Source organism: Shewanella sp. SP2S2-6 (genome assembly GCF_031931965.1).
GTDB classification, from domain to species: domain Bacteria; phylum Pseudomonadota; class Gammaproteobacteria; order Enterobacterales; family Shewanellaceae; genus Shewanella; species Shewanella baltica.
The window spans coordinates 1-13,468 of record NZ_JAUOEQ010000019.1 but is presented as its reverse complement, the minus strand read 5'-3'; the positions used below and the strand labels follow the sequence as shown (position 1 = coordinate 13,468).

General features: G+C 48.4%; 11 protein-coding genes. 6 read left to right on the top strand and 5 right to left on the bottom strand.

Going from position 1 to position 13,468, the window contains the following annotated elements; translation table 11 throughout:
- Positions 1 to 9: 9 nt before the first annotated feature.
- From nagK to nagP, 5 genes are all read left to right on the top strand, one after another.
- Positions 10 to 945, top strand: a complete 936-nt coding sequence (gene nagK, locus Q4Q57_RS13650; protein ID WP_006084997.1) for an N-acetylglucosamine kinase — start codon at positions 10 to 12, stop codon at positions 943 to 945.
- Positions 946 to 962: 17 nt separating this feature from the next.
- Positions 963 to 1,961, top strand: a complete 999-nt coding sequence (nagB-II, locus tag Q4Q57_RS13645) for a glucosamine-6-phosphate deaminase NagB-II (protein WP_006084998.1) — start codon at positions 963 to 965, stop codon at positions 1,959 to 1,961.
- A gap of 175 nt (positions 1,962 to 2,136) precedes the next feature.
- Complete coding sequence (gene nagA, locus Q4Q57_RS13640; RefSeq protein ID WP_311891131.1) at positions 2,137 to 3,273, top strand: N-acetylglucosamine-6-phosphate deacetylase; 1,137 nt, start codon at positions 2,137 to 2,139, stop codon at positions 3,271 to 3,273.
- A 163-nt stretch (positions 3,274 to 3,436) separates the two neighbouring features.
- The gene (nagX, locus tag Q4Q57_RS13635; protein ID WP_311891130.1) at positions 3,437 to 4,591 is read left to right on the top strand and encodes a transmembrane glucosamine N-acetyltransferase NagX; all 1,155 of its coding nucleotides are present in this window, start codon (positions 3,437 to 3,439) and stop codon (positions 4,589 to 4,591) included.
- A gap of 608 nt (positions 4,592 to 5,199) precedes the next feature.
- Positions 5,200 to 6,498 carry an N-acetylglucosamine MFS transporter NagP gene (gene nagP, locus Q4Q57_RS13630; RefSeq protein WP_311891158.1) on the top strand — a complete coding sequence of 433 codons (1,299 nt, stop codon included), beginning with the start codon at positions 5,200 to 5,202 and terminating at the stop codon, positions 6,496 to 6,498.
- 102 nt (positions 6,499 to 6,600) lie between these two features.
- Here the strand turns inward: nagP and Q4Q57_RS13625 are convergent, their stop codons facing one another.
- The 4 genes from Q4Q57_RS13625 to Q4Q57_RS13610 form a co-directional block, all read right to left on the bottom strand.
- The gene (locus tag Q4Q57_RS13625; RefSeq protein ID WP_311891129.1) at positions 6,601 to 7,323 is read right to left on the bottom strand and encodes a TorF family putative porin; all 723 of its coding nucleotides are present in this window, start codon (positions 7,321 to 7,323) and stop codon (positions 6,601 to 6,603) included.
- Positions 7,324 to 7,506: 183 nt separating this feature from the next.
- A complete protein-coding gene (locus Q4Q57_RS13620; RefSeq protein WP_006085005.1) occupies positions 7,507 to 7,872 on the bottom strand; it encodes a cupin domain-containing protein in 366 nt (121 codons plus the stop codon).
- A 30-nt stretch (positions 7,873 to 7,902) separates the two neighbouring features.
- The gene (locus Q4Q57_RS13615) at positions 7,903 to 9,393 is read right to left on the bottom strand and encodes a CoA-acylating methylmalonate-semialdehyde dehydrogenase (RefSeq protein ID WP_259527130.1); all 1,491 of its coding nucleotides are present in this window, start codon (positions 9,391 to 9,393) and stop codon (positions 7,903 to 7,905) included.
- A gap of 69 nt (positions 9,394 to 9,462) precedes the next feature.
- Positions 9,463 to 10,827, bottom strand: coding sequence for an aspartate aminotransferase family protein (locus Q4Q57_RS13610; protein WP_311891128.1), 1,365 nt, complete (start codon positions 10,825 to 10,827; stop codon positions 9,463 to 9,465).
- 279 nt (positions 10,828 to 11,106) lie between these two features.
- On the opposite strand from Q4Q57_RS13610, the gene Q4Q57_RS13605 reads away from it, so the two are divergent.
- A complete protein-coding gene (locus tag Q4Q57_RS13605; protein ID WP_311891127.1) occupies positions 11,107 to 12,603 on the top strand; it encodes an aldehyde dehydrogenase in 1,497 nt (498 codons plus the stop codon).
- A 601-nt stretch (positions 12,604 to 13,204) separates the two neighbouring features.
- Here Q4Q57_RS13605 and Q4Q57_RS13600 read toward each other — a convergent pair.
- Positions 13,205 to 13,468, bottom strand: a 264-nt coding sequence (locus Q4Q57_RS13600) for a transposase (protein WP_311891126.1), incomplete at its 5' end; no start/stop codon positions are given.

The window sequence follows — 13,468 nt, the reverse complement described above, 5'->3', positions numbered from 1 at the left end:
AGGGGTGTCATGGGGTTAGTCCAGACAAAAGATCAACAACTGTTTATAGGTGTAGATGGCGGCGGCAGTAAATGTCGAGCCACCATCTACTGCGCAGACGGTACCGTTTTAGGGACAGGTGTTGCAGGACGTGCAAATCCACTGCATGGTCTCACACAAACATTTGAATCCATTGAAGCATCGACTCGCCTGGCGTTGCTGGATGCGGGCATGAACGAGAGCGATAGTCACTTGCTGGTGGCGGGTCTTGGTCTTGCTGGCGTAAATGTCCCTAGGTTATATCAAGACGTGATCAACTGGCAGCATCCTTTTGCGGCCATGTATGTCACCACAGATCTGCATACCGCTTGTATTGGTGCACACCGCGGTGCCGATGGTGCTGTGATCATCACGGGCACAGGTTCTTGCGGTTATGCCCATGTTGGTGATACCAGCTTGAGTATTGGCGGTTATGGTTTTGCATTAGGTGATAAGGGCAGCGGTGCTTGGCTGGGATTAAAAGCCGCCGAACACGTGTTGTTAGCACTCGATGGCTTTGCCGTACCAACCCGATTAACCGATATGCTACTGAGCTACTTTAACGTCACCGATGCGCTCGGCATTGTCGAAAATCTAGCCGGTAAATCATCAAGTTGCTATGCCGCATTAGCCAGAAGCGTACTCGATTGCGCCAATGAAGGTGACGCGGTCGCGACGGCCATAGTGCAAGAAGGCGCAGATTATATTAGCGACATGGCGCGTAAGCTATTTAGCCTAAATCCGGTGCGTTTTTCGATGATCGGTGGCCTTGCAGAGCCTTTACAAGCCTGGCTCGGTGCCGATGTGGTCGCCAAAATTTCAGAAACCTTAGCACCACCCGAACTCGGTGCTATGTATTTCGCCCAGCAAGAATTTAATAAGTCGTTGTCAGTGCAAATAGGCACTGAAGCCAAATCCTGTATTTGAACGTGAAGGTAAAAGACATGACAAACACTATTATGGAGCAAGAAGCTCGCACCGCACCGCAAAAAATCGCTGGCCAGTTAGAAGCTAACGCTGAAATCATGCAGCAGTTAGGTGAAAAGCTGCGCGCCTTCGATCCCCGTTTTGTAATGATCGTTGGTCGTGGTTCATCGGATCATGCGGGTGTTTTTGCTAAGTACTTATTTGAAATCGAAGCGGGCGTACCGACGTTTGCCGCCGCCCCTTCAGTGGCGAGTGTGTATGGTAAGACCTTGAAACTCGAAGGCGCATTAGTGATTGTGATTTCGCAATCTGGCCGTAGCCCTGATATTTTGGCGCAGGCGCGTATGGCAAAAAATGCCGGCGCTTTCTGTGTTGCCTTAGTCAATGATGAAACCGCACCGATTAAAGATATCGTCGATGTTGTTGTACCTTTACGTGCCGGCGAAGAAAAGGCGGTTGCCGCGACTAAGAGTTACCTCGCAACGTTGTCAGCGATTTTACAGCTTGCCGCCGCTTGGACTCAAAGCGAATCGCTTGCTAGCGCCGTCGCTTCTTTACCCCAAGCGCTGCAAACGGCGGTGGACGCTGAGCCACAACTCACGCCAGAATCCGTTGCCGACGTGAAGAACTTAGTCGTACTTGGCCGTGGTTTAGGTTATGCGGTATCTAAGGAAATCGCGCTTAAGTTAAAAGAAGTGTGTTCAATCCATGCTGAAGCATTCAGTAGCGCCGAGTTCCTCCACGGTCCTGTGACCTTAGTTGAGAAAAAACTCACTATCGTTGATGTGTGTATTGGCGATGAATCCTACGCTAGCCACATAGAACAGATTGAAAACGTGAGCCAACGCGGCGCCGATTTAGTGCATCTGAATCAAACCTCGACGGACATTCACCCACGTGTGGCGCCGTTAGCGTTATTACAACGTTTCTATATCGATGTGGCTGCGGTTGCGATTGCCCGCGGTATTGATCCCGATCAACCTGCTGGCCTTAAAAAAGTGACCCAAACGCTCTAAGCCGCCGAGCTTTAAGCGGCCAACGTTTTAGAGGTTTAGGTGCTGCGGATTAGACTTAGCGGACTTTTAGCTGCACGATTAAGCAGCTGCATGATTAAACCTGTTCAGCTAAGCCCGCGCAGTAACTTAATTTAAGACCTAAGTCACTCGTGTTATTTATTGAAAGAGGTTTGCGATGAAAATTACCTTGATCGCCGAGCGTATTTTTGATGGTGAATATTTCCATCAAGATGTGCCTGTAACTGTTGAAGACGGGCACATTCTGGCGTTTGATACGGTTGTTGGCGCGAAGGAAATCCGCCAAGTCGGAACGCTGGTGCCAGGTTTTATCGATGTACAAGTGAACGGTGGCGGCGGGGCGTTATTCAATGCCGATCCGAGTGTTAATTGCATTGAAACTATCGGCCGTGCCCATGCGCGATTTGGCACGACCGGATTTTTACCTACGCTTATCACCGATAATGTCAGCGTGATGGCCAATGCGGCCGATGCAGTGGCCGAGGCTTTAGTCAAAGGTAGCGCTGGCGTTTTAGGGGTGCATTTTGAAGGACCACATTTATCTGTGCCTAAAAAAGGTGTACATCCGCAGGGTTTTATTCGTGAAATAACCGATGCTGAACTCGCAGTATTTTGTCGCCAAGATCTGGGTATTAAAGTTGTCACGCTTGCGCCTGAGAATGTGTCGCCAGAGGTGATCCGCACGCTCGTCGCGGCGGGCGTGAAGGTGTGTTTGGGCCACTCTAATGCTGACTACGATACTGTTGTTGCGGCATTAGCGGCAGGCGCGACGGGCTTTACCCATCTTTATAATGCAATGTCACCACTCGGTTCCCGTGAGCCGGGCATGGTTGGCGCGGCGATTGAGAGTGAAACCGCTTGGTGTGGTTTGATTGTCGATGGTCACCATGTGCATCCCGCTGCGGCAAAGGTTGCACTACGGGCAAAACCTAGGGGCAAGATGATGTTAGTCACGGATGCTATGCCGCCAGTTGGTATGGACGATGAGACTAGCTTCGAGCTCTTTGGTACTCGAGTGTTAAGAGTCGGCGACAGATTAAATGCTGTGACAGGTGAGCTGGCGGGCTGTGTGCTCGATATGGCAACTGCGGTCAATAATACTGTGAACTTGTTGGGTTTACCTTTGGCGGAAGCCTTGAGAATGGCGGCGTTATATCCCGCACAGTTCCTCGGGATTGACCATAAGGCTGGCCGTTTAGCACTGGGACACAGGGCTGACTTTGTCTTGCTCGATGTGCAGAACAAAGTGCAGGCAAACTACATTGCGGGACAAGCCGTTTATACACACCCTTAAATTGCATTTACATTTGCAGTTTAGGTGATTTTTAACATCTGGCCCTTGTCGTATTTTGATGACAGGGGCTAAGTTTTTTTATTGTACAGCACTAATTTTAAACAGTATTAGTTTTGCTCAACTTTTATAAAAGCTTTTAATAACAATAATAAAGGATGATGGCATGGGGACGACACAGACAAACGCAATTGCGCCAGTAAAGGTGAATAAACCTAGGTTGATGTCGCTGGATGCACTGCGCGGCTTCGATATGTTTTGGATTTTGGGCGGTGAGGCTCTGTTTGGTGGCTTGCTTATTCTAACGGGCTGGGCTGGTTGGCAATGGGGTGATGAACAAATGCACCATAGCCAATGGCATGGTTTTAACTTCTACGATTTGATTTTTCCGCTGTTTATTTTCCTCTCTGGTGTGGCCTTAGGTTTATCTCCCAAACGTTTAGATAAATTACCCATGAGTGAGCGATTACCTGTGTATCGTCACGGGATTAAACGACTCTTTTTATTGCTGTTACTAGGCATTTTATACAATCACGGTTGGGGAACTGGCGCGCCTGCCGATCCTGAAAAAATTCGCTATGCCAGTGTGTTAGGTCGAATCGCCTTTGCATGGTTTTTTGCCGCATTATTGGTGTGGCACACGAGTCTACGAACCCAAATTATCGTCGCCTTGGGCATTTTGCTCGGTTATGGCGCAATGCAACTTTGGTTGCCTTTCCCTGGTGGACAGGCCGGCGTGCTCTCGCCAACGGAATCCATCAATGCCTATGTCGATTCGATTTTATTACCCGGCGTTAGCTATCAGGGACGCACGCCCGATCCAGAGGGATTACTGTCGACTATTCCCGCCATAGTCAATGCGTTAACGGGTGTGTTTGTCGGCCACTTTATTGTTAAATCCCATCCTAAAGGTGAGTGGGCTAAAGTGGGGGTGCTCGCTGCTGCGGGTGGCATTTTCTTAGTCTTAGGTTGGCTGTTAGATCTTGTTATTCCGGTCAATAAAGAGCTGTGGACCAGTTCATTTGTGCTGGTGACGTCGGGCTGGAGCATGATACTGCTGGCGGTATTCTATGCCTTAGTCGATGTGCTTAAGTGGCAAAAATCCGCATTTTTCTTCGTGGTGATAGGCACGAACGCCATCATTATTTACTTAGCGTCGAGCTTAGTGGATTGGAAATATATCGCTCAAAGCGTGTTTGGCGGCTTAGTGCTGGCCTTGCCTGAAAGCGCTCAAGCGTTAGCTGCGGTTATCAGCTTGCTTGCGGTGCAGTGGCTGGTTTTATATTGGATGTATCGCCGCAATATTTTTGTCAGAATTTAGTCAGTTGGCTTAATCGCTTGAGATCAGCCGCACGCACTCAGTGTCTGCGGCTTTTTTTACATTATTTTATGGATGTGAGTCATCACTTACTTATACCAATCGTATTAAATATCTGTTCATTCAGCGGGAGTTCAACGCGCTTTAGACAAGGCGAAGGCTTGAAGACATAGCGGTGCTCTGTCGAAAGCCTTAAACGCAGTATAAAACGCGTTGCCATGCCGTTAACTTCAGTCGCCCTTCGGGAGCCACACAGGCATCCCACTCCGGTGTTGCATTGACTTAAAAGGGAATAACCATTTCTGCGTCAATGCGCCTTGGATTGAGATGCCTGTGAGGCTCTGAACCTGATTAGATATTTAATGTGATTGGTATGACTACTAGCTATCGGACAATTGATGATTACGAGGGAATATTCGCGAGAATTTATTAAATGACAGCGTTGTCTTTTTGTGTTATTTGTTTTAACATCACTGAAACAATGGTGCGTTTGGATGATAACATTAGCCATTGCGGACGAGTCGCGATACGGATATTCGGGAACTTAGGCATTAATTTAAACCCCGTTATCACCTCAATAATTAATTACTATAAGAAGCAGGTTTATGGAAATGACACTCGATAAAAGCCAGCAAAAAAGCAGCTTTCTCCCCATGGCCATAGTGGCCGCTCTCTTTTTCATCCTCGGATTCGCCACTTGGTTGAATGGTTCTTTGATGCCTTATTTAAAACAAATATTGCAACTCAATCCCTTTCAAGCGTCGTTGATCCTGTTTTCTTTTTATATCGCAGTGACCTTTACTGCCTTGCCATCCGCTTGGCTTATTCGCAAAGTCGGCTATAAGAATGGCATGGCGATCGGCATGGGCGTGATGATGCTGGCGGGTTTACTGTTTATCCCCGCCGCGGAAACCCAAATATTTGCCTTGTTCCTATTGGCCCAATTAGTGATGGGTGCAGGCCAAACCCTATTACAAACTGCGGTTAACCCTTATGTGGTGCGTTTAGGCCCTGAAGAATCCGCCGCTGCCCGTGTGAGCGTGATGGGCATTTTGAACAAAGGTGCGGGTGTGATTGCGCCTGTGGTGTTCTCTGCACTGATTTTAGACAGCTTTAAAGACCGTATCGGTACTGAGCTGACTCAAATTCAAATTGATGAAATGGCAGACGGTTTAGTATTGCCGTATTTAGGCATGGCGATTTTTATCGGCATTTTGGCGTTAGCGGTAAAAAAATCCCCATTACCAGAATTATCCAATGAAGATGAAGCTGTTGAAAATACCGATAAAGGCCAACTTAAAGCGGCGCTGTCTCACCCTAACTTAGCCTTTGGCGTGTTGGCACTGTTTGTTTATGTGGCGGTGGAAGTGATCGCCGGTGACACTATCGGCACTTTTGCGTTATCACTCGGGGTTGAACATTACGGGGTGATGACCTCCTATACTATGGTGTGTATGGTGCTAGGTTACACGCTCGGTATCCTATTAATTCCTCGCTTTATTTCACAGCCTAAGGCTTTGATGGTGTCGGCTATTCTGGGTTTGTTACTGACATGCGGGATTTTGTTCGGCGACAATAACTCCTACGCTATCGCCAATGTTGTGTTAGTGCCTTTTGGTGGCGTTGCGCTGCCTGACACCCTGTTGATGATTGCCTTACTTGGTTTAGCCAATGCGATCGTTTGGCCAGCAGTATGGCCGCTAGCCTTGTCTGGTATGGGCAAATTGACCAGTACAGGTTCAGCGCTTCTCATCATGGGGATTGCTGGTGGCGCCTTTGGTCCAGTGTCTTGGGGCTTAATGAGCTCGGCGACTGATATGGGCATGCAGGGTGGTTATATTGTGATGTTGCCCTGTTATCTGTTCATCCTGTTCTACGCGGTGAAAGGTCATAAGATGCGTAGTTGGTAGACAAGTAAGCTTGAGTTGCTAAAAAGAAGCCCTCGATGATGAGGGCTTTTTTGTTTCTTAGTTTATCTAAGCGGTTGTTACGAACTTTATACTAAGGCCAAATTAGAACGCGTAACTTACGCTCGCAAGCACGGTATCTGAGGTTTTGAATGCACCATCAGAGACCTTTTGGTCGCCGCTAAGATCTGTGCCTAACCAAGCGAGAGAAAGCCCAAAGCCTGACAGTTCAGTCGATACGCCAACAGAGTAATCTGAGTAGCTATCAAAGCCTTCACCGTCATCCAAAGCATCACCAACGTTGTAGCCGTAGTGCAGATCGAGACTCCAGTTCTCAACAAATTCATAGGAATAGTTAAGCTCAACATAGTGATAGTCTAAATCACTACCGCCGTAGTCATTGGTGTACCAGTAAGCAGCGCGAAAGCCTTTATAATCCATGCCAGCTGTAACTTCAAAATAGCCAATGTCACTTTCGCCTGAGTAGTTATAACGGTTAAGGGTAATGTCGTAGGTCAGATCTTCGTTGATCTCACCGCCATAGGCGACATAGAAATCGTATTCGATCGCAGGGCCGTTATAACCTGGCTCATCAAAATCCACGTTACTTGCCCAAGCGCCGACAGAGAAACCTGAGTCGAAGCTCCAATCAATACCGCCTTGCAGGGCAGGATCGCCAGCGGTTTGTGAAACGCCGCGGAAACGATAGTCGTTAGTGAGACTAATTTCCCCTGTTACTTCGGCGGCGGCCATGCCGGAGAATAGGGTCGTGGTTAGCGCGAGTCCGACAAGCTGTACCAGCCGTTTTTTATTCAGATTGTTATACACGGTATTTCTCCCATTTTCTTTGTTGACTCGGACGTGTTACTGGCGGCTATGATTATTCAATCGCGCCAGTGCATCCGTTGGTTTGCCAAACAACAGCCTAGGAAAACCCGTTGCTGTGACCTCATGGCGAGTTATTGCTAAGATAACTTAGCTTTTTTGAGGCTAACATCAGCCTCGTTGATCTCACTTTTGTTCGAAAATGACGTAAACCTTGCGGCAGGGTTCCACAACTTCCCAAGTGCCTTGAAAACCCGCGGGTATAATAAACCTGTCACCCACAGTGAACGTCTGCGATTGACCTTGAAGATCAGTGATAACACTTATCCCTTCGAGGATTTCGCAGTACTCGTATTCAGTGTAGTTTATTTTCCAAGCGCCTGATTCACTTTGCCAAATTCCACTGTGAAATTGATCACAAGGACTAGAATAATGATTCTCTAGCCCTTGAGTCGGATTGCCTGCTAACAACTTTTCCGTCGGTAACTGATAGGTTTCGATGGGTGTTTGCGCCGTAGCAAACCGAATAATGGCGTTGATACTCACAGTCATTTGCGATTTCCTTGTTGAGCTGACATTCGGCTATTTCATCGTAGGCATTACAAACTCGGCTTGAGTCTGTTTACCCACGGGCCAGCGGGCAGTAATTGCCTTACGCTTGGTATAAAAACGCACGCCATCTGGACCATGCATATGCAGCGGCCCAAACAATGAACGCTTCCAACCGCCAAAACTGTGGAACGCCATTGGTACCGGGATCGGCACGTTCACCCCAACCATACCAACTTGTACGTGGTGGCAGAAATGCCGCGCCGCTTCACCACTTTGGGTGAAAATCGCCGTGCCATTGCCAAATTCGTGTTGGTTAATCAGCTCAAGCGCCGTCGGGTAATCTTTCACGCGCACAATCGCCAGCACTGGGCCAAAGATTTCTTCGCGGTAGATGCTCATTTCAGGCGTGACGTGGTCGAACAAACAGGCGCCAAGGAAATAGCCCTGTTGATGATCTTCAACACTCAGTTTACGGCCATCGACCAGCAGCGCTGCGCCTTCTTGCACACCGGCTTCAACATATTGGGTGACCTTGGCAAGGTGCTGTTTTGAGATCAGCGGACCCATTTCCATCTCTGGCGTCAGGCCGTTGCCGACTTTTAAGCTTTGGATTTGCGGTAGCAGTTTTTCCACTAACGCGTCGCCCACATCGCCTACCGCTAGTACGACTGAAATCGCCATACAACGCTCGCCAGCACTGCCATAAGCTGCGCCCATTAAGGCGCTAACGGCTTGATCTAAATCCGCATCTGGCATGAGTAACATATGGTTTTTCGCGCCGCCTAAGGCTTGCACGCGTTTGCCATGTTTAGAGGCTGTGCTGTAGATGTATTCGGCAATCGGAGTAGAGCCCACAAAGCTCACCGCTTGCACATCTTTATGGGTGAGTAAGGTATCGACGGCTTCTTTGTCGCCGTTAATCACGTTAAACACCCCATCGGGAAGACCCGCTTCTTTAAGCAGCTCGGCAATACGCATCACCGAGCTTGGGTCTTTTTCCGAGGGTTTCATAATAAAGGTGTTACCGCAGGCAATCGCGATTGGGAACATCCACATGGGAACCATCACGGGGAAGTTAAAGGGCGCTATGCCTGCGACAACACCTAAAGCTTGATTAACTGACCAAGAATCGACGCCGCCACCGACTTGCTGGGTGTGTTCACCTTTTAGCAAGTGCGGAATACCACAGGCAAATTCGACCACTTCGAGACCACGGATTAACTCGCCCTTAGCATCGTCGATCACTTTGCCGTGCTCGCGGGTGATAAGCTGCGCCATTTCATCTAGGTTCTGCTCAACTAAGGCTTTGAATTTAAATAGCACTCGAGCACGGTTGAGCGGCGTGACTTGTGACCATGTTTCAAAGGCGGTTTTAGCGATTGCGATGGCTTCACCGACTTCAGTTTCGCTTGCCAGTGAGACCTGGCCACGTAGTTCACCCGTGGCGGGTTCAAAAATATCTTGGGTTCTGGTACTGGCAGGAGTGTGCTGACCATTAACAAAGTGAGTGATCTTGAGCATAGTTAACCTTTGATGTTCCCCGCCGCAGCGGGGTGTTAAATGTGAGAGTGGAGCAAACAACTGGCGCTATTATCCAACGGCGTTAATGGCATCGCTTAGGCTATTAACCATTTGGTCTATCTCGCGTTTATCGACAATCAGTGGTGGTGACATAGCAATAATGTCGCCCGTGGCTCGCACTAAAGTGCCGTGGTGGAAGCAGTGTTCAAACACGCCGTAACCCCGTTTACCCGCGCCTTGAGCGTTAGGGGAGAATTGAATCCCAGCGACTAGCCCAGTGTTACGAATATCAATCACATTCGGCAATCCTTTGAGGCTGTGCACGGCGTCTTCAAAGTAGCGCTCAAGCTCAAAGCTGCGCTCGAATAATTGCTCATTCTCATAAATCGATAGGGTGGCAAGCGCCGCCGCCGCGGCTACTGGATGACCGGAATAGGTGTAGCCGTGGAAGAACTCAATCAGTTCATTGGGGCCTTGCATGCAAGTGTCGTGGATAAAATCTTGCACGAACACTGCGCCCATAGGAATCGCGCCGTTATTGATGGCTTTAGCCGTGGTGATAATGTCTGGAATAACGCCCCAACGCTGACTCGCAAAGGCGGCGCCAACGCGGCCAAAAGCGGTGATGACTTCGTCAAAAATCAGTAGGATGCCATGCTTTTTAGTGATTTCACGCAGACGTTTTAAGTAACCTTGTGGCGGCAATATCACCCCTGCAGAACCCGACATTGGTTCAACGATCACGGCGGCAATATTCTCGGCGCCATGCAGGGTCACTAGTTGTTCTAATACCTCGGCTTTTTCTGCGCCAAAGTGCGATAGTCCACGGGTAAATGCCGCATTTTGGATATCTAAGGTGTGCGGTAAGTGATCGACGCCTTGCAGTAATTGGCCGCTAAATGCCTTGCGATTATTACTTAACCCTCCCACAGAGATGCCACCAAAGCCGACACCGTGGTAACCCATTTCGCGCCCGATAAAGCGAGTGCGTGAGGCTTGACCGTTGGCTCTGTGATAGCAAAGTGCCATCTTAAGTGCTGTATCGACTGACTCAGAACCTGAGTTAGTAAAGAAGACTTTGTTTAATCCTTCAGGACTTAGCTCGACTAAGCGCTCGGCAAGTTCAAAGGCGATAGGGTGACCCATTTGGAAGGAGGGCGCGTAATCCATCTCTTTAATTTGTTTGCTGACCGCTTCGCTGATTTCTTTGCGACCATGGCCTGCGTTACAACACCATAAACCGGCGGTAGCATCTAATACCTTATTGCCATCAATATCCGTGTAATACATGCCTTCCGCTTTGGTGAGTAACCGCGGGTTGGCTTTGAATTGGCGGTTGGCGGTAAAAGGCATCCAGAAATGTTCAAGTGAGGGATGCTCAGTTGAAGATTGATGTGAAGCATCACTTGAGGAATTGAGCGGCAAATCGGCCATAGTGTCTACCTTGTCCTGTATTTTCAGGTCTTGTTTTAGGGTGGCTAATATTTGCTATGCTATGTTAGAAATAATGAACATGGAAGAGCTGTGTGCAGTTATTTGTGGCAAAAAAGCTATTTTTGTAAAAAATATTGAATTTTATTGCTCAAACAGCGTAATCTGAAGCTCGGATTACGACTGTGATGATGTGTAGCATTTGCGCTAATGTCGTCACATATCACTATTTCTTGTCGATGAACGATAAACCACACCTATGCGAACTATTAAGAGGTCATCATGAGCACACCGAAGAAACGCAGCGAATGGGAAAGTCTTGCTGCCAGCCTGTCTATTAATGGGAAGGCGTTTATCAATGGCGAATACCAAGATGCCGTTTCGGGTAACACCTTTGATTGTATTAGCCCTATCGATGGCCGCTTGCTGGTAAAAGTGGCGAGTTGCGATCTTGCGGATGCCAATCTTGCGGTTGCCAATGGCCGCAGCGTATTCGATTCCGGTGTTTGGTCGCAGCAGTCTCCAGTAAAGCGCAAACAAGTGATGATACGTTTCGCCGAATTACTCGAAGAAAATGCCAATGAACTCGCATTGTTAGAAACCCTCGACATGGGTAAACCTATTCGTTTCTCTAAAGCGGTGGATGTGGCGGGCGCCGCCCGTGCGATTCGCTGGTCTGGCGAAGCGATTGATAAAATTTACGATGAACTTGCACCAACCGCTCACAATGAAATAGGCATGATCACCCGTGAACCAGTCGGTGTTGTCGCTGCGATTGTGCCGTGGAACTTCCCTATGCTGATGGCGTGTTGGAAGCTCGGGCCTGCACTTGCCACGGGTAACAGTGTGGTATTAAAACCCTCTGAAAAGTCACCCTTAACGGCTATCCGTATGGCGCAACTGGCTATCGAAGCTGGGATCCCACAAGGCGTACTAAACGTATTGCCAGGATTTGGCCATACCGTAGGTAAAGCCTTAGCCCTGCATATGGATGTGGATACGCTGGTGTTCACAGGTTCGACAAAAATTGCCAAGCAATTAATGATTTACGCTGGCGAGTCGAACATGAAACGCGTGTGGTTAGAGGCCGGAGGCAAGAGCCCCAATATCGTCTTTAATGACGCACCAGATCTGAAAGCCGCTGCTGTTGCTGCGGCCGAAGCGATTGCCTTTAACCAAGGTGAAGTTTGCACCGCAGGTTCGCGTTTGCTGGTGGAATCTGGGGTGAAAGATGAGCTTATCGCGTTTATTGCAGAGGAGCTAGCCTCGTGGCATCCGGGTCATCCACTCGACCCAGCGACTGTGAGCGGCGCCGTTGTTGATAAACAACAGTTAGACACAGTACTCAGTTACATTAAAGCAGGTAAAGATGAAGGCGCGACCTTAGTCCACGGTGGCAGCCAAGTCATGGCCGATACGGGCGGTGTATATGTGCAGCCAACGGTATTCTCTAACGTAAACAATCAGATGAAGATTGCCAGTGAAGAGATCTTCGGCCCTGTGTTATCTGTCATTGAATTTAATGGCATGGAAGAAGCGATATCAATCGCCAACGATACTATTTACGGTTTAGCCGCTGGCGTGTGGACATCGAATATTAGCAAGGCCCATAAAACCGCCAAAGCCCTGCGCGCTGGCATGGTGTGGATCAACCATTACGATGGCGGCGACATGACAGCGCCATTCGGTGGCTATAAACAGTCAGGTAATGGCCGAGATAAATCTCTGCACTCCTTCGACAAATACACAGAACTAAAAGCGACTTGGATCGTGCTATAAGCGTTCTGTTTTTATAGCCGCTCTTTTTTGTCTATATAAGAGAATGAGCCGCTTTCGCTCAATACTAAAACCTCTTTTCATATTACATGGAAAGAGGTTTTTATTTTTAGGGCGGTTTTGCCCCAAAGCAAGATTATTGAATCGTCAGTTGTGCTGCATTTATTGCCATTGTTTCCCTGTGACTCGGCACCTCCCTTTATTTCACAAGAAGTATCCCTGAGGGCTCTTCTAAAACATTCATGTTTTAGAAGGTCACAGGTGCAACATTAATTGTCATTGCTTTCCCAGTGACTCGCCGCCCCTTTATTAAATAAAGAGTATCCCTATAGGCTCGACGGCGGCATATATGGACCCATCCGGTTTGCAAGACATTCGATAGCGATTTTGAGAAGAGTTCATTGCACCCATATATTCGGCCTGTTATTGAGGTATGCCTCTGGCCCTGATGGATATCTGCTTCTACTGTCCTTATCATCCTTGCGGCTTCGTAATGAGCCTATGCCTCCGTAAGGTTTTCAGTAGATCAGTCTGACTGTCTCATCATCAAATCAAGTGTTATAGCAACTTGCTGGTTGGTTAATCATTAAAAATAAATTCAGTTCTATACTGGAAGCCGATACTCTTCGTTACGTGCCGCGATAACCCATGCCATTCTCGCGAGCTTATTGGCGACGGCCACACAGGCTCGGTTAAAACCTCGGCGCTCTGCTAACTGGATTGCCCAGCAACTAAACTTATCTTGCTTATTCTGGCTGTGTTGCAACACCGCTCTGGCGCCGTGGATGAACAGGGTGCGTAAATACGCATTTCCCCGCTTGCTTATCCCAAGGAGGTTTTCTTTACCTCCGCTGCTGTGTTGTTTGGG

Bases quoted from the DNA above. Each gene is read 5' to 3' on its own strand.
- nagK (WP_006084997.1), top strand. From the start codon at position 10: ATGGGGTTAGTCCAGACAAAAGATCAACAACTGTTTATAGGTGTAGAT.
- nagB-II (WP_006084998.1), top strand. From the start codon at position 963: ATGACAAACACTATTATGGAGCAAGAAGCTCGCACCGCACCGCAAAAA.
- nagA (WP_311891131.1), top strand. From the start codon at position 2,137: ATGAAAATTACCTTGATCGCCGAGCGTATTTTTGATGGTGAATATTTC.
- nagX (WP_311891130.1), top strand. From the start codon at position 3,437: ATGGGGACGACACAGACAAACGCAATTGCGCCAGTAAAGGTGAATAAA.
- nagP (WP_311891158.1), top strand. From the start codon at position 5,200: ATGACACTCGATAAAAGCCAGCAAAAAAGCAGCTTTCTCCCCATGGCC.
- Q4Q57_RS13620 (WP_006085005.1), bottom strand. From the start codon at position 7,872: ATGACTGTGAGTATCAACGCCATTATTCGGTTTGCTACGGCGCAAACA.
- Q4Q57_RS13615 (WP_259527130.1), bottom strand. From the start codon at position 9,393: ATGCTCAAGATCACTCACTTTGTTAATGGTCAGCACACTCCTGCCAGT.
- Q4Q57_RS13610 (WP_311891128.1), bottom strand. From the start codon at position 10,827: ATGGCCGATTTGCCGCTCAATTCCTCAAGTGATGCTTCACATCAATCT.
- Q4Q57_RS13605 (WP_311891127.1), top strand. From the start codon at position 11,107: ATGAGCACACCGAAGAAACGCAGCGAATGGGAAAGTCTTGCTGCCAGC.